The sequence below is a fragment of the Bacillus sp. OV166 genome (assembly GCF_900177675.1).
GTDB lineage: Bacteria > Bacillota > Bacilli > Bacillales > Cytobacillaceae > Neobacillus.
The window spans coordinates 4,602,990-4,619,251 of sequence record NZ_FXWM01000001.1; the positions used below are offsets into that span (position 1 = coordinate 4,602,990).

Below are 16,262 nucleotides of genomic sequence, written 5' to 3' on the forward strand. Positions count from 1 at the left end.
GAACCTCTCAGCTCATCCGGCTCCCATTATTCAGCCGTAGGCTTGATACCTATTTCCCAATGTTTAAATAGTTTTGGAATCTGTTTTGCAATTCTACCTAATAAGTATTCAGCTCTTTTCTTGTGACGAGCTAACCTTTTGTATTTCTTCCTTGCCCACATTATTAAGGCTTTATTGATGTGTCTTAATGTTGAGTACATTTCAGATTTGTAGAACTTGCCATAGTAATTAATCCACCCTATAATCTGTGAGTTAAACATATTTGATAGGTCCGTAAGGTCCTTTTCGGCTTTTAACTGTAGCTTCCAGTCCCTTACTTTTTGCCGAATTGATTTCTTAGACTTATTACTAATCGCTGGTGTAAAATTAATAAAATGCTTTCCCCATCTGTTTTTGGAACGTCTTGGTCTGAACGTATATCCAAGAAAATCGAACGAAATATTTTCGTGATTTTCTTTCCTATCTGCATCTTTACAATACACAATTCGTGTTTTGGTTGGATGTAGTTCCAGTTTACATTCCTTCATCCTTTTGTTAAGTGATATAAGCAATTCTGTTGCCTCAGCTTCTGATTCGCAGTGGATAACTGCGTCATCTGCATATCTCGCAAAAGGATTATTTGTATGGTTTATAGTCATCCACTTATCAAATGTGTAATGAAGAAATAGATTTGCTAGAACTGGACTTATAACTCCACCTTGCGGTGTACCAGAAGTCCGTTCTACTATCCCTTCTTTTGTTTGAAAAGGTGCCTTTAGCCATCTATTAATATAGAGTTTTACCCATTTATTACTTGTGTGCTTTTCCACTGCTTTCATTAGTAAACCTTGGTCAATGTTGTCGAATAGTCCTTTTATATCGAATTCTAGAACCCAGTTGTATTTCCAGCACCTTTTACGGGTTATCTCTAATGCTTGAATTGCACTTTTATTGGGTCTATAACCGTACGAATCCTTGTGAAAGAAAGGTTCCACCGAGGGTTCAAAGTACAACTTCACGACCATTTGTGCAATTCTATCTTCAACAGTTGGGATCCCTAGTGTCCTAGTACCGCCACCTTTCTTCGGTATTTCTACAGCTTTTACTGCTGGAGGAAAGTAGCTTCCTGAGGACATTCTGTTCCATAGTTTGTAGAGATTATCTTTTAGATTCATTTCGAATTCTTCAATCGACTCTTCATCAATACCGGCTGACCCTTTATTTGCTTTTACTCTTAGAAAGGCTTCATAAACTACCTTTTTGGATATCGCAAACGACTTTGTTTTATTCATAAGTTCCTCCCATTTAAATGGTTGACTTGGTCATAAAACTGAATAACATAACCCCTTTGCTCCTCCTCCGTTAGGAGGTTTCATTACTACTACGGGTTATTCCGCCCCTATACATGGCATTGGTACTCTGATTCTTGTGGTGCATCCACTTGAATTTCTCCCTTGGCATCCATGTCGTAGGTTCCCACGTTCCACACTCAAGCCTGTATTAAGTTCACGCCGCCTTTATACCGGTCACCGAACGGACAGTAAACAGGTTCCCTCCGAACTAATCCTGAGTTAACGACTCCCCCTCAGTTTTGATGACATCACTACGCTTTCGATACTTCCTCAGCGGTTCAATGGTTTTCGTCTCCTTAATACGTACCTGACAAAGTCTTGCTCTGCCTTTTCCTTAACGCTCAATACCATAGCTTTTGACTAAAGCACCTTAAGGTGGTTTGCAACCTCTACCTGTATAGCGATTGCGAGAGGCCTACTCTCATCTTGAGTGCAGCACAACTAGTTGATTGTGCCTTTCAGGCACACCTCGCCAGTTTTCGTGGCACACAGTCATCCGCATATCTGACTAATTCACCTAGGTGATTAAATCGCTTCTCCCAAATCTTATCCATTGTGTTTAAATAGATATTTGCTAACAGTGGGGAGATAACACCACCTTGCGGTGTTCCATTAATCGGATTTCTTATTTTACCTTCCTCCATAATGCCTGCCTTCAGCCACTTACGAATTAGCTTTATGACTCTTCGGTCACTAATACGTTGCTCGACCAACTTTATCAATTTCTCTTGGTTGATGTTATCAAAATATCCTTGGATATCGACGTCGACTACCCAAAAACATTTCTTACTCGCTTTTCGTATCTTTGCCATGGCTTGATGGGCATTACGTTTAGGACGAAAACCAAATGAGCATTCATGAAAGTCTGCTTCAAAAATAGGTTCAATAACCATCTTGGTTGCCATTTGCGCAACTCGATCTTTAATGGTGGGAATACCTAATGGACGCTTCTTTCCGTCATCCTTTGGTATGTAGGTTCTTAGGACTGGATTGGGATGATATCTATTCTCTTTCAACTCTAGGTAGAGTTCGTTCAAGAATTTCTTCTCTCCATATTCCTCGACGATATTTACAATCGACTGTCCATCTACGCCTCCACTGCCTTTCTTTCGTTTCACACGTTGCCACGCTTCCCATAGAATGTCAGGACGATAGATTTTGTCATATAATGCATGAAATTTGCGACCAGTGTTTTCCTTGGCACAAAGATATAACGTCTTCCAGAGTTCTTGAGCTTTTGCATTATTGGTGTAGTTAGCCATTTTCTTGGCATTCACTCACTCTTACCTCCTTCCAACATATGAACGAAGTAGGGTACTGGCTTTTGCCGTCCTTCCCTAGACAATGTTATGTTGTCATTGCCATCTTTGGTACTATGACCCCCTCCGACTCCCTCTCATCCATCCACCATTTCGTGTACACTTATAGGTTTCTGCTTTACTTTTGTAAGAAAGTGACGAGGAGGGTATCCCCAGTTCCGTTATTTACTTTCCTAACATGTCGTTCCCCTTACCCCGAGAGATTCTTCGGTGCTGCTGTTCCAAGTTCTTCACACCTTCCATGGTCTTCGCCCATATTATCAAGGCTCGACTTCTCTTTTGCCACCAAGAGTGGGTTCCTTTGACGAGACGGCAGGATTCACTTTATGTTACAACCTGTTAGTTTGCTCGCACTCTGCTAGAGAGTTACTTTGTCACAGGGCTTCAACCTTAGAATTTCTTCACCAGTTGCCTGTCAGCTACTGAGCGCCTTGGTACTTACTCAGATTGGACTTTCACCAATTAGCAATTAACGGCTTGCTGGGCACGCAAAATAAAAAAACGCAGTCATTAAACTGCGTCTTTAAATAAATTCTCTATATCCTCGATATTGCAACAGCACAAGCCTTATATTCGGCTGTTCCTGAAATAGGATCAAACTCATTTAAGGTTAAGACATTGGTCGGTGTTTCACTCCAGTGGAAGCTCATAAAAACGAGCCCTGGGACTACTTGTTCGGTAATCTTCGCCTTTACCTGTAGTTCTCCTCTTCTCGAGCGAACCTTTACCACTTCACCATCTGTTATACCTAAAGCTGCAGCATCGTTTGGATGAATATCAACAGTTTCTTCTGTTTGTTTTAATTTAACTCCAGCGGCATAATGACGCGTCTGAGAATGTGTATTGTAAGATTCATAACGTCTTCCTGTTGTTAGTGTAAATGGATATTCAGCATCAGGGAGTTCCAATGGTGCAGTATAATCTACCGGTACAAATGATGACTTTATTGATGTCGACTCCATTTGGTGGAACCTCTCGTGCAAGATAAGTGTACCTGGATGGTTTTCATCTGGGCAAGGATAATGAATACCATACTCTTTTTCAAGTCTTTCATACGATATGCCCCCGTACATCTCCCAAGCTAGTTTTCTAACTTCATCCCAGATTTCTTCACTGTTGTTATAGTGAATTGGATAGCCCATAATCGTAGAAAGGTCACATAGGATTTCCCAGTCTTCTTTCACATTTGGGTGTGGTTCTACCGCTTTGCGAACTCTTTGAACTCTCCGGTCGGTGTTGGTATATGTTCCATCCACCTCACCCCATGAACGTGCTGGTAAAACAACATCAGCCATTCTTGCTGTTTCCGTTAAGAAAATATCTTGAACAATTAATAAATCAAGCTTTTCAAACAATGTTTGTGTATGATTCATATGAACATCAGCAAGGAGCGGGTTTTCACCAATGACATAAAGTGCCTTTAATTCACCCGACTCGATCCGATCAAAAGTTCTCGTTTGTGTGTCACCCACTCTTGGGTTTAGTTCAACATTCCATTCCTTTTCAAACCGCGCCCGGGAATCACGATTTACTATGCTCATACCACCTGTTAATTGGTTTGGCAAACAGCCCATATCACCTGCACCTTGAACATTATTCTGACCTCGAAGCGGCATGACACCAGAGCCTGGTTTACCGATATTCCCAGTTAATAATGCAAGATTTGCTATATCAAATACATTATTTACACCACAGTGATGCTCCGTAATCCCGAGCGTGTACGCAATCATCGAACCGTTTGAAGTGGCGTACTCTCTTGCAGTTGCAGCAATGTCTTCTGCATTTAAACCGGTAATCGATGCAGCGTATTCCAGCGTAAAAGGCTCGACTTGCTTTTCTAACTTCTCGAAATCAAGCGTAACCTGTTGGACAAACTCCGGACTGTATAAACCTTCTTTTAAGATGACTCTAATGAAAGCATTGATAAGAGCAATATCTGAGCCCACATTTAATTGCAAATGGCGATGGGAAGATTTTACCATATCTATTTTCCTTGGATCTATGACAATTATTTTCAAACCAGATTTTGCAGCTTTTTTCATACGATTTGCAATAATGGGGTGTGCTTCTGTTGTATTTGAACCCATCAAAAGTAACACTTCTGCTCGATCAATATCATCTAGTGTATTAGTCGGTGAACCGCTTCCAAAAACAGTTGCCAGACCGGCAACGCTAGAGGCGTGTCAAGTACGGTTACAGCCATCAATATTGTTACTATTAATGACCGCCCTCATAAATTTTTGAGTTACAAAATTGGATTCGTTTGTATTTCTCGCGCAAGCGAACATGGATATCGAGTCTGGACCCCACGTAGTTTTTATGTTGGATAATTGACTAGCAATGAATTGATATGCTTCATCCCAAGTGGTTTCAACTAGCTTTCCTGCTTTACGGATTAGTGGAGATGTTAATCTATTTTTTGCATGTACGTATTCATAGGCAAATGCGCCTTTTACACATGTTTGCCCTTTGTTCACTGGTGCTTCTTTGTCACCGCGGATTTTCATGATTTTGTTGTCTTGTACTTCAAGGACTAAGCCACATCCAGTACCACAATAACCGCAGATCGTTTTAACAAAATTTGCTTCTCCCACCATTTTCACTCCCCTATAAAAACATTAATACCTCTATTACCATATTAATCTATTTAGTAAGATTGTGGATTTCTTTTTCAAAGAATATTTGTCTTTTTCTTGAATGAAAATTTTGGATAAAAAAAAAACGAGAGATTAGATCCCCCCGCTTTCAGGCAATTTTTGCCGGTAATAAGATATTAAAAGTTGTTCCTTTATTAGGTTCACTTTCCACAAAAACCTTACCATTATGGCTTTCAATAATTTTGAAACTAACCATTAAGCCTAAGCCGTTACCATTCTTCTTGGTTGTGTAAAAAGGTTCTCCTAGTTTCTTTAATTTTTCTTTGGATATTCCTACTCCTGTGTCTTGAATAGAAATTTGGACATTATTATCATGTATGATTGTTTTAACATGTAATTCGCCACCATTAGGCATAGCTTCAATTCCGTTTTTAATGAAATTCAGAAATACCTGCTTTAAGCGATTCTCATCACATTCAATTTGAATAATTTCATGGTTACAATCAAAGGTCAAAAGAACATTTTTCTTTCTCGCTTCGAATTCAAGCAAGGAGACAACATTCTTAATAACAGGAACAACATTTTTTTCTTCCAATTCCACTGCCTTTGGTTTTGCCAATACCATAAAGTCCTCAACAATCGTATTAACCCGTTCAATTTCATCTAGAATGATACTCAAAAACTCCATTCGCTCCGGATCTTTTTCGTCTAACTGCAAGAATTCCGCGTACCCTTTCATCGAGGTTAGTGGATTCCGGATTTCATGAGCAACACCTGCAGCCAATTGTCCAACAGCCGCGAGCTTATCCTGGCGATGGAGGACCTCTTCTGTTTTCTTCCGCTCTGTTATATCATTGCGAATTGCAAGGTATTGGTATGGCTTTCCTTGACCATTAATAAATGGAACAATGGTTGTGTCCACCCAATAATAAGTTCCATCTTTAGCTTTATTTCTGATCTCTCCCTTCCAGACATTTCCAGAACCAATGGTTTTCCAAAGATTTTTGAAAAAGTCCTTTGAGTGGTAACCAGAATTTAGAATATTGTGGTCTTTCCCCAGGAGTTCTTCTCGATTATATTTAGATATCTCACAGAACTTGTCATTTACACTGGTGATGATTCCTTTTGCATCTGTAAATGCGACAATTGATGATTGATCAAGCGCAAATTTAATATCAATATTCTCTTTAATTGTTTCCTTAAGATGCTCTTCCGCCTTTTTGCGGTCAGAAATATCTGAACGTATTGCAATATATTGCACAGGTTTACCTTTTTTATTCAAAAAAGGAACAATGGTAGTATCAACCCAATAAAGCGTCCCATCCTTTGCTTTATTACGAATTTCCCCGCGCCATATTTGTCCAGCTTGTATCGTACGCCATAGGTCTTTGAAAAACTCTTTAGAATGATAGCCAGAATTTATTATTCGATGGTTCTGACCGATAATCTCTTCCTTTTTATATTTAGAAATTTCTTCAAATTTATCATTTACAAAAATGATTGTTCCAACTGGATTTGTAATCGCAACAATGGTTGAAGCATCCAGTGCAGCTTTGATGTCTTTTAAGTTTGTATCGGTTGCCACTAATTGTTTACTAATTAATGTACTCGATAAGATTAGTCCACCGATAATTAATATAGACACGAATAATACCAAATAAATAATAAAGGAACTATCAGAACTAGATCCCCCAAGAACCTTTGTTGTCGTAAATGAGGCTCTCCTTAAAAGAAAATGACCTTCGATAATTGCTAATGACATAATGATTGCACTAATTGGTTTTAACCAAACCTGATTACTTTGGGTATAACTTTTTGAAGAAAAAAGAATCCATAAAGAAAATAAAAAGGAACCAAAGATTAAAAGTCCTGAAAAAACAAGCAAGAGGAAATTAAATTTAATATTTACATTCATTGCATATAATCCGATTACCTGTATGGCAATTACTGCAAAGGTTAGAAATACACTGCCCACGATTAAATGATAATATTTAATTTGTTTTCCATAAAATGAAAGGAAAGCCATTCCTGTAAAAGCAATCCCAATAACCATTGAAAGAATCGTAAGTGGAATTTGATAACTTGCGAACCGATTTGTATCTTCTGAAATGAGTCCGATAAAGTTCATGATCCAAATCCCGATTCCCATAGATAATGTTCCACCCAAAAACAGGAGCCTCTTATTTTTTTCAGACGACTTAATTAAGGTAAACATATCTAATGCTGTATATGATGCCATGATGGTTAATCCAATGGCAATAATAATGAAATAAGGTTGAAAAGTCCCGATCATTGCAATCATTTACCAGCATCTCCCCAGTTTCTATATTGCTTTTCTACTATGATTGTAATGTAAATCGTAATGTTATGGAAGGAATAAATATCGAAGATTGTTATTTCCCTTTATTTTAACCGATAAATAACCGTTCATTTAAAACAAGAAAAAAGGAATAAATTAATTCTTATGATAAAAGACTTATTTTTAAAAAAAGGGCTGATTTTTTAAAAATAAGTCTACACATTTTAATTTATTTCGGCTATACTGTACTATAACAAGAGCAATTAAAATAAACTGTATTAATAAAGGGGGATTTTTATTATGTTAATGAGTCCAGTTGAGTTTTTTCGTACTTTGCAAAAAAAGGAATGTTCAGAGTGTGGTCAGCACATGGAGGAACAAGCAGAAAGTTACTTTATGGAATGTGACCGCTGTTTAGCTAAAAAAGAGGAATAGTTCAAAAAAAACTCTCCATTTTTGGAGAGTTTTTTTTGATATTAATCATGAATGGTATCTACTGTATTCAATTTATTTCCGTTTTGGAGAGAATTAGGAAGGCATAATCCCTTTTAGGGAAGCAAACCCTTAAGATAAGGAGTTGAATTGAATGTTTAAAAAGGATAATTCTCGAACTGAACGAACAAGTGACCCTCTAAAAGAAACTTTTGCTGGTCGTACGAAAACTGTTTCAGGTGATTCAGTGGATGAACTTAGAAATCTTGAAGAAGCCAACACTTTAATTAGCGGAGATGAGATTCAACAGCAAAATGAAAATCTATAGAAAGGCGGTTAAATTATATGGGAATGATTGAAATTGCTAATGCTAAACCGGGTGATGAAGTTTATATTATTTATCGGAATCCTACTTTTCTAACTGCCGCAAATATTAAAGCCGCCGAAATTGTCCAACATCCAAATAACCCTGATAACTTAGCGTTATATCTTAATGAGAAATTTCTTGACCTTGAAGAGGATGATGCACTTTTTAGCAGCTCTGATGCAGCAAAAAAGGCATATGATACACATTTTTTTGATTTTGGTGAATAAGAAAAGACTGTCATTTATCTATGACAGTCTTTACAAATATATAATTTCTTAAATTTGCGGAAGTTCTCTCATCTCCTGTAGCATTTCATTGCCACACATTGGGCAGAGTAAGTCATCTGCCACAAAATCTTTTCTCATCCAACCTATACACGCTTCATCTATACAAGAATAGATTTCAGTATCAACCAAGATTGTTTCAATTTCTTCTTCTTTAGCTCTTTTACCGTAAAAAATGGGAACCGCCTCCTTTTTTATTAGTATGCACAAAAAAGCGGCTTTTCATTTCCATAAAATCCATAGGAGTTGGAAAAATAATGTTTACAAATAAAAACCAATACACAATCGTTGGAACGGATATCGAAGAAGTTAAGAGGTTAAATAGCCAATCTGGCTTAAGTTATAATGAAGTCAAGAAGTTACTTGCTGGAATGTACCTTGATAATAAAAAAGAAAAGTAGAGATTTTTTCTATTTAAATTATGAAAAAACTAAAGCCTTCCTATTTAAATGGAAGGCTTCAGATTGTAGACAAAAGGCATTCGAATGAGCCCATTCGGATGCCTTTTTATTGGATTTTTGCTCATAAGAGCAAAATTTAGACCTACCTTTGACTATTATTACGCCAATTCTGGACCTTTCCACGTCCAGCTGGCCATCTTTTTCAAGTTCATGGCAGCAAAAGTAAGCATCGCTTGCATGGACAATTTTTTTAAGCCTCTTAAGGTTGTCCAACGCATACCATGCTTTTCCTTAGCATCCGCAAAGACCCGTTCAATCGTTTCTTTACGTCTTGCGTAAATGCTTTTATTTTCTTGTGTGTGACGAAGATGATCGGCTTCTTCTATGTAATGTTCCCAAACATGTCGCTCAATCAATTTTTTATGTTCTTTACTCTGCGTGCATTCTGAAAGTAAAGGACAATTTTGGCACTCAAACGGATTAGAGAAGTATTGACGCTTTCCATTCTTCGTCGTCGTTGCATATTTCAGTATTTGTCCTTGCGGACAGATATAACAATCGTAGTATTCATCATAAATATACTCATGTTTTTTCATATAACCGTCCTTCGTACGAGGTCGTGTATATGGTAATGCAGGAGTCATATCATTTTCAATTACGAATTGAGCAATAGCAGGTGTTTTGTATCCAGCATCAGCAGCAACAGCTTCAGGTTTCCCGTGTTTTTCAATGACCTTCTCAAGTAGTGGCTCGAAAATGACGCTATCATGGATATTCCCCGGGGTTACAATTGCACCCAAAACAAAACCATTTCGATCCGAAGCCGCATGAAATGAATATGCGAACTGTTTCGTTCGCTCATCCTTTACGTAATAACCACTTTCTGGGTCAGTGGTACTTTCTTTAATTTCCTTTAATTCTTCTTTTTCAAATTTATCTGGAGGAAATGGCTTTTTTCCGTGATCATCCCGGTCTTTATTAATCTCTTCTTGTAGACGTGTTTCATAAACCTTCGATTCCTTTCGAACTACTTTCTTTTCAAATTTACGCTTATTTGCACTAGCTTTAACATGTGTAGAATCAATAAATACGTGCTCGCTACTAATCAATTTCTTTTCTGAGGCTTCCTTTAAAATACGATAGAATATCTGTTCAAATAAATCAGTATCCTTAAAGCGTCGCTCGTAGTTTTTACCAAACGTTGAAAAGTGAGGTACCTTATCATAAAAACCAAAGCCGAGAAACCAACGATATGCCATATTCGTTTCGATTTCTGCAATGGTTTGACGCATAGAGCGAATACCGAAGGTATATTGAATGAAAGCCATCTTTATCAATACCACAGGGTCAATACTCGGACGTCCCCGTTCAGATGAGTACATATCTTGGACAAGTGAATAGATAAATGAAAAATCAATAGCAGCTTCTATCTTACGAACCAAGTGGTTCGCGGGTACAACTTGTTCTAAAGCTATCATTTCTATTTGATCACGATTCATCTGTGTATTTTTAGTTAGCATTTCATCCACCTCATCTATATGTCTGTATCTTAATTATACAAAGGACTGATTTAAAGGTCATTATTGATTTTAAAACTTGTTGATTGGAGCGGAAGGCGCGAAGACTCCTGCGGGAGTACGGAGCAGGGGAGACCCCGCAGGCGCTTAAGCGCCGAGGAGGCTCCCCGCTACGCCCGCGGAAAGCGAAGCGCCTGGAGCGCAAATCAACAAACAATTTAACAAAGACATAAAAAAGACTGCCGGCAAACCCAAGTTTTTCGGATTTGTCGACAGTCTGAAGCCTTCCTATTTAAATGGAAGGCTTTAGTTTTTCTATAGGAAATAAGGAATTAGATATGGTACGATAAACGAAATTAATAAGGCGGCAATTCCCATTGCTGCTCCAGCAACAGCTCCCTGGATTTCTCCCTCCTTGACTGCTTCAGCTGTGCCAATTCCATGTGCTATGGTCCCGATTGATAAGCCTCGAGCAAAAGGATGATGAATTTTAAATATAGTCAGAAGCTTTGGACCAAACATAGCTCCAATCATTCCAGTAAGTATAACAAAAGCAACAATGAGTGATACATTAGCTTTAATTATTTTCCCAATTTCTGTTGCAACTGGGACCGTAACTGACTTTATCGTTAACGAAAGAAGTAGCATTTTAGAGAAATAGAAGCTTTTAGCAATAACTAGGGCAGTGGTAATCGTTGTAAATGTCCCAATTAAAAGTCCAACGCAAGCAGCAACCCTATACTTTGCAATCAAATTCCGATTCTTATAGATTGGCACTGCTAAGGCTACTGTTGCTGGACCGAGCAGGTAAGTCATAATTTTTTTAGCAGGAATATATTCACGATAAGTAATATGTGATCCTACTAATAGGATAATAATGATGAATGTACTTAAAAATACTGGGCTTGTTAAAGGGGAGGAATACTTTTGGCCAAACCAACGAGATAGTTTATAGACAGCAATTGTTAGGAAAATACTATAAACTGTGATCATGATAATTCACTTTCACCTTTTCTTTTTTCATAATCACTGATTGGGTGGCTTTACCTGCCGATAAAAGTCCAATAAAAGCACTTGTTACAAGGACAAATAAGATAATGACGCCCTTATGTATGAAGATGGGCCCCAATGTCATTAATCCTACGGCAATAGGAATGAAAAAAAAGCTTAAATGTTTTAATAACCATGTGGCCGCTACGTCTATTTGTTCGACTTTTATTACACCTTTCCAGAGTAAAACTAAAAGGAGTAGTATACCGATAACATTTCCTGGAATTTGCAAATGAAGAATTCGTGCAATTTGATTTCCAATCTGATAAATCACAATTAATATCAATATTTGACTAGAAAATGTCAGCACTTTTTTCACTAAATCCCCCTCCTTTTCTCTGGAATAAAAAGTACAATCAGCAATATTCTATATTTTTTAAAAAATATAATCAATAATACTACAGTATAAAGGAATCACTTTAAATTTGCATTAACTTTTGTTCACAAAATATCCATATCTTTTTTCGAATAACTTCTTTATCTTAATGGTAGGAGGGATACATATGAAAAAGATCTATTTAATATGCAGTCTTACTGTGTTTATTGGGATTGCAGCAGGAATTTCTTTCTTTCTCATTCGCGATGCAAATGCAAAAATACCTGCAGAAGTTACCTTGATAGACCAAAACGGTGATTCATATAATTTTGGTAAGGATCATACCAAATTAAAACTTGTTGAATTCATCTACACTCATTGTCCTGATATTTGTCCAACAACCACCGAAAAAATGATTGACCTGAAAAAAGATTTTGAAAAGATTGGCGTTTTTGGTAAGGATATTGAATTTTTAACAATTACCATCGATCCATATCGAGATACTCCCTTGATATTAACTAGTTATATGCAGGGGTTTGAGATAGAGAATAACAAACAATGGTTATTCTTAACAGGAGACAAGCAAAACATAAAAAGGGACCGCCAAGAAATGAAAAAGGTTGCGGATGCGATGCAATTTCAATTTAAAGATCCTGGCAATGGTCAATTCATCCATTCAACCTTTACCTTCCTGGTTGATGAAAACAATAAATTCATCGACAAGTTTCCAATGGGAAAAGACTTTAATAAAAAAGAAGTTTATGACACAGTAATGGATAAATTAGACTAAACAAAAAAGCGATTAGTCCACTTGGGATTAATCGCTTTTTATTACTTTTTTCTTTAATTCACGGATGAAGGGTATTTTTTTATTTGCTGTAAAGACAATAGGTAATTAGACTTTGGTTTTGTTAAACTCGCTTTTATACCGGCCTTTTTTAACTTGTTAACGAGTTCAGTCAGTTGATTCTTCGCCATATTTCTCACACCTTCTTTTACTTGCTTCATATCCCAATTCTACATCAAAAATATGAATAAAGTGTGAAATTGGAGAAATTTTTTTAGAAAATTTTTCTTTTAAAAAGAACTTCATCTGAAAGAATTCGCTCTTCTACTATTTTAATGGTATAATCAGTAGATATTTTGTTCTTGGAGGATGTTTTAAATATGATTACTGTAAGTAACGTAGGTTTAAGATATGGAGACCGGAAATTATTCGAAGATGTAAACATTAAATTTAATCCTGGTAACTGCTACGGACTAATTGGTGCAAATGGTGCCGGAAAATCAACCTTTTTAAAAATTCTATCTGGTGAAATTGAAGCACAAACAGGAACTGTTCAGCTCGGACCTAACGAACGGATGGCTGTGTTAAAACAGAACCATTTTGAATATGAAGAATACGAAGTATTAAAGACTGTCATTATGGGTCATACGAGACTTTACCAAGTTATGCAGGAAAAAGACGCTATCTATATGAAGGAAAACTTCACGGATGAAGACGGTATGAAGGCTGCTGAGCTTGAGGGTGAATTTGCCGAATTAAACGGTTGGGAAGCAGAACCAGAAGCAGCTATTCTTCTAAAAGGACTTGGCATTGGTGAGGACCTTCATTATAAGAAAATGGCTGAAATAACTGGGTCAGAAAAAGTGAAAGTGCTGCTTGCACAAGCTTTGTTTGGCAGACCAGACGTTTTACTTCTCGATGAGCCTACAAACCACTTGGACATCAAAGCCATTCAATGGTTGGAAGACTTCTTAATTAACTTTGAAAACACTGTTATTGTTGTTTCCCATGACCGTCATTTCCTTAATAAGGTTTGTACTCATATCGCCGACTTAGATTTTGGGAAAATTCAAGTTTATGTTGGTAACTATGATTTCTGGTATGAATCAAGTCAATTAGCTACAAGATTAACTTCAGACGCTAATAAAAAGAAGGAAGAAAAAATCAAGGAATTACAAGCCTTTATTGCACGCTTTAGTGCCAATGCCTCGAAATCTAAACAAGCTACTTCTCGTAAGAAGCTACTGGATAAAATTACGCTTGATGACATTAGACCTTCATCTCGCCGGTATCCTTTTGTTGGCTTTACTCCAGACCGAGAAATTGGGAATGATTTGTTACGCGTTGAAGGATTAACAAAAACCATTGATGGTGTAAAGGTTCTTGATAACGTTAATTTTATTGTCAATAAGGGTGATAAAATTGCTCTTGTTGGAACAAATGAAGCTGCTAAGACGGTACTGTTTAAAATTCTAATGGGCGAAATGGAAGCAGATAGTGGTACCTTTAAATGGGGAATTACTACTTCTCAAGCGTATTTCCCGAAGGATAACTCCGAGTATTTTGAAAACAGTGACTTAAACCTAGTGGATTGGCTTCGTCAATTCTCACCTAAAGATGACAGCGAGAGCTTTTTACGTGGATTTTTAGGAAGAATGCTTTTCTCTGGTGAAGAAGTTCTGAAAAAAGCAAGTGTCCTTTCCGGGGGAGAAAAAGTTCGCTGTATGCTTTCTAAAATGATGTTAAATGGTGCGAATGTTCTCCTTCTTGATGAACCAACTAACCATTTAGACTTAGAATCGATTACGGCTCTTAATAATGGTCTAATTAACTTTAAGGGCTCGTTGCTTTTTGCGTCCCATGACCATCAATTTATCCAAACAATCGCCAATCGAATTTTCGAATTAACACCAAAAGGCTTAGTAGATAAGCAAATGAGCTATGATGAATACCTTGAAAATGATGAGATTCAGAAGCAAGTTGCACAGATGTACCAATAAATAATTAGACGGCACCCACGGTTTGTAACATGGGTGCCTGCTTGTTTAGCTTTTTTTCTGTTTTCTGCTTGATGATGGTTCAGTCCGTGAACCTGTTTCGGTTGTAGTTGTTCCCTGACCTTCTACTTGCGGGGAAGTCAACCCGATTGTCGATGGATCCTTTTTACGTTTTCCCATTTTTGTACACCTCCCCTATTAGTTTTTGGATGATTATAGCTACTTATTCCGAATAATTACGGTAAAGTTAGGCAAGATAATTTAGAGGAGGAGGTGTTTTGTATGGCAAAAATTGGTGTGGAACAATCTCTTGCACAAGTTCAACAGGCTTTACGTGAAAAAGGACATGATGTGATCGAATTAAAGCAAGAGTCGGATGCTCAGAATTGTGATTGCTGTGTGGTTACAGGACTAGATTCTAATGTAATGGGTATGCAGGATACCTTTACAAAAGGATCAGTTATAGACGCAAACGGCCTGTCTGCTGATGAAGTATGTCAACAAGTCGAAAGTAGACTACAATAATCAGGTTATTTTTCAAAGACTAAAGGATTTACTACTTTAGTCTTTTTTTTGTTTCTAATCTTTTATGATTAAATCAATTTGCTATAATGATTTAGGAATGAAGATGTTTAAAAGGACGAATTACCTATGTGGAGACGAAAAGTGTTGATGCTGGCATCGTCTATATGACAGATCTAAAAGGATCTGATAAAGTAAAAGTTATTACTGTCGCTGAGGAACATTCTCACGAACCAATTATTTATTCTGCAGGTATTATAAAGTCATCTGTTAACAAGAAAGAGGTTTCTCTATTTTATGATTATTTACAAACTCCTACGGCACGAGCGATATTTAAAAAATATGGTTTTAAAGTATTGGATTGATCTTTTTGATGCAAAGTGAATTCTGGTCCCCCATTATTTTATCGCTAAAGGTTGCGTCTATTTCTGTTACCTTAGTGTTTGTGTTTGGAATCTTATTAGCTAGATTACTATCCAAAGGACTCTTTAGGGGAAAAATGCTCATTGAAATTTTTCTGTTGCTTCCAATCGTATTGCCCCCTACAGTGATCGGATTTTTACTGATATTCTTTTTTGGTGGGAATAGTCCGGTTGGATCAATAATAAATAAACTATTTGATAGTTCCATTATTTTTACACCTTTTGCTGCAGTGATTGCTTCAACCATTGTTGCTTTTCCCTTAATGTACCAAACGGTAAAGATTGGTTTTCAAGCTGTTGATAAGGGAATAGAAGAAGCAGCAAGAGTTGATGGTGCAAACGAACTGAATGTATTTTTACTTGTAACCCTGCCATTATCTACAAAATCAATTATTACGGGCCTTATTCTTAGTTTTGCAAGAGCACTAGGTGAATTCGGAGCAACCTTCATGTTCGCGGGCAATATTCCCGGAAAAACACAAACTGCTCCCACCGCCATTTATATAGCCATGGAATCTGGGAACATGAAATTAGCCTGGCTCCTTGTCATATCGATGATTATTATCTCATCCTTAATGTTACTTGCTACCAATGTAACACAAAAATAGCCATGAAAAGGTT

The 16,262-nt window shown here is 37.2% G+C and carries 16 protein-coding genes and 2 pseudogenes; 9 read left to right on the plus strand and 9 right to left on the minus strand.

What is annotated here, in order from left to right; translation table 11 throughout:
- Positions 1-26: 26 nt before the first annotated feature.
- The 4 genes and pseudogenes from ltrA (CCK98_RS22470) to CCK98_RS22490 all read right to left on the minus strand — a co-directional run bounded on the left by ltrA (CCK98_RS22470) (position 27) and on the right by CCK98_RS22490 (position 7,549).
- A complete protein-coding gene (gene ltrA, locus CCK98_RS22470) occupies positions 27-1,271 on the minus strand; it encodes a group II intron reverse transcriptase/maturase (protein ID WP_088087260.1) in 1,245 nt (414 codons plus the stop codon).
- Positions 1,272-1,816: 545 nt separating this feature from the next.
- Positions 1,817-2,608: pseudogene (gene ltrA / locus CCK98_RS22475) on the minus strand (group II intron reverse transcriptase/maturase); the annotation flags it as partial.
- A gap of 578 nt (positions 2,609-3,186) precedes the next feature.
- Positions 3,187-5,247: a formate dehydrogenase subunit alpha gene (fdhF, locus tag CCK98_RS22480; protein WP_256942447.1), complete on the minus strand. Its 2,061-nt coding sequence runs from the start codon at positions 5,245-5,247 to the stop codon at positions 3,187-3,189.
- 148 nt (positions 5,248-5,395) lie between these two features.
- The gene (locus CCK98_RS22490) at positions 5,396-7,549 is read right to left on the minus strand and encodes a PAS domain S-box protein (protein WP_088088608.1); all 2,154 of its coding nucleotides are present in this window, start codon (positions 7,547-7,549) and stop codon (positions 5,396-5,398) included.
- Between the two features lie 297 nt (positions 7,550-7,846).
- On the opposite strand from CCK98_RS22490, the gene yhfH reads away from it, so the two are divergent.
- From yhfH to CCK98_RS22500, 3 genes are all read left to right on the plus strand, one after another.
- Positions 7,847-7,981, plus strand: a complete 135-nt coding sequence (gene yhfH, locus CCK98_RS22495) for a protein YhfH (RefSeq protein WP_088088609.1) — start codon at positions 7,847-7,849, stop codon at positions 7,979-7,981.
- A gap of 151 nt (positions 7,982-8,132) precedes the next feature.
- Positions 8,133-8,306: a hypothetical protein gene (locus CCK98_RS35585; protein ID WP_179195901.1), complete on the plus strand. Its 174-nt coding sequence runs from the start codon at positions 8,133-8,135 to the stop codon at positions 8,304-8,306.
- 17 nt (positions 8,307-8,323) lie between these two features.
- Positions 8,324-8,572, plus strand: a complete 249-nt coding sequence (locus CCK98_RS22500) for a transcriptional regulator SplA domain-containing protein (protein ID WP_088088610.1) — start codon at positions 8,324-8,326, stop codon at positions 8,570-8,572.
- A gap of 48 nt (positions 8,573-8,620) precedes the next feature.
- On the opposite strand, the gene CCK98_RS22505 is transcribed toward CCK98_RS22500, so the two are convergent.
- Positions 8,621-8,839 carry a cold-inducible protein YdjO-related protein gene (locus CCK98_RS22505; protein WP_251032777.1) on the minus strand — a complete coding sequence of 73 codons (219 nt, stop codon included), beginning with the start codon at positions 8,837-8,839 and terminating at the stop codon, positions 8,621-8,623.
- A 47-nt stretch (positions 8,840-8,886) separates the two neighbouring features.
- Between CCK98_RS22505 and CCK98_RS35590 the strand changes: the two genes are divergently transcribed.
- Entirely contained in the window at positions 8,887-9,030 is a 144-nt protein-coding gene (locus tag CCK98_RS35590; RefSeq protein WP_088088611.1) for a hypothetical protein, read from the plus strand.
- A gap of 158 nt (positions 9,031-9,188) precedes the next feature.
- Here CCK98_RS35590 and CCK98_RS22515 read toward each other — a convergent pair whose 3' ends face one another.
- The 3 genes from CCK98_RS22515 to CCK98_RS22525 form a co-directional block, all read right to left on the minus strand.
- Positions 9,189-10,550: an IS1182 family transposase gene (locus CCK98_RS22515; RefSeq protein ID WP_088085959.1), complete on the minus strand. Its 1,362-nt coding sequence runs from the start codon at positions 10,548-10,550 to the stop codon at positions 9,189-9,191.
- Between the two features lie 312 nt (positions 10,551-10,862).
- Positions 10,863-11,540: an LrgB family protein gene (locus CCK98_RS22520; RefSeq protein WP_088088612.1), complete on the minus strand. Its 678-nt coding sequence runs from the start codon at positions 11,538-11,540 to the stop codon at positions 10,863-10,865.
- Complete coding sequence (locus CCK98_RS22525) at positions 11,524-11,916, minus strand: CidA/LrgA family protein (protein ID WP_088088613.1); 393 nt, start codon at positions 11,914-11,916, stop codon at positions 11,524-11,526. Before CCK98_RS22525 ends, CCK98_RS22520 begins: the two co-directional genes overlap by 17 nt.
- Positions 11,917-12,100: 184 nt before the next feature.
- Between CCK98_RS22525 and CCK98_RS22530 the strand changes: the two genes are divergently transcribed.
- Both CCK98_RS22530 and CCK98_RS22535 read left to right on the plus strand, forming a co-directional pair.
- Positions 12,101-12,703 (plus strand): SCO family protein, encoded by a 603-nt coding sequence (locus CCK98_RS22530; RefSeq protein ID WP_088088614.1) that lies wholly within the window; start codon positions 12,101-12,103, stop codon positions 12,701-12,703.
- 377 nt (positions 12,704-13,080) lie between these two features.
- Positions 13,081-14,700, plus strand: coding sequence for an ABC-F family ATP-binding cassette domain-containing protein (locus CCK98_RS22535; RefSeq protein ID WP_088088615.1), 1,620 nt, complete (start codon positions 13,081-13,083; stop codon positions 14,698-14,700).
- Positions 14,701-14,745: 45 nt separating this feature from the next.
- On the opposite strand, the gene CCK98_RS22540 is transcribed toward CCK98_RS22535, so the two are convergent.
- Positions 14,746-14,877: a YuzL family protein gene (locus CCK98_RS22540; RefSeq protein WP_088088616.1), complete on the minus strand. Its 132-nt coding sequence runs from the start codon at positions 14,875-14,877 to the stop codon at positions 14,746-14,748.
- Between the two features lie 102 nt (positions 14,878-14,979).
- On the opposite strand from CCK98_RS22540, the gene CCK98_RS22545 reads away from it, so the two are divergent.
- The 3 genes and pseudogenes from CCK98_RS22545 (at position 14,980) to modB (ending at position 16,249) form a co-directional block, all read left to right on the plus strand.
- Positions 14,980-15,222 carry a YkuS family protein gene (locus CCK98_RS22545; RefSeq protein ID WP_026563751.1) on the plus strand — a complete coding sequence of 81 codons (243 nt, stop codon included), beginning with the start codon at positions 14,980-14,982 and terminating at the stop codon, positions 15,220-15,222.
- 119 nt (positions 15,223-15,341) lie between these two features.
- Positions 15,342-15,584: pseudogene (gene modA, locus CCK98_RS22550) on the plus strand (molybdate ABC transporter substrate-binding protein); the annotation flags it as partial.
- A gap of 8 nt (positions 15,585-15,592) precedes the next feature.
- Positions 15,593-16,249, plus strand: a complete 657-nt coding sequence (gene modB / locus CCK98_RS22555; protein ID WP_179196030.1) for a molybdate ABC transporter permease subunit — start codon at positions 15,593-15,595, stop codon at positions 16,247-16,249.
- The last annotated feature ends 13 nt before the right edge of the window (positions 16,250-16,262 follow it).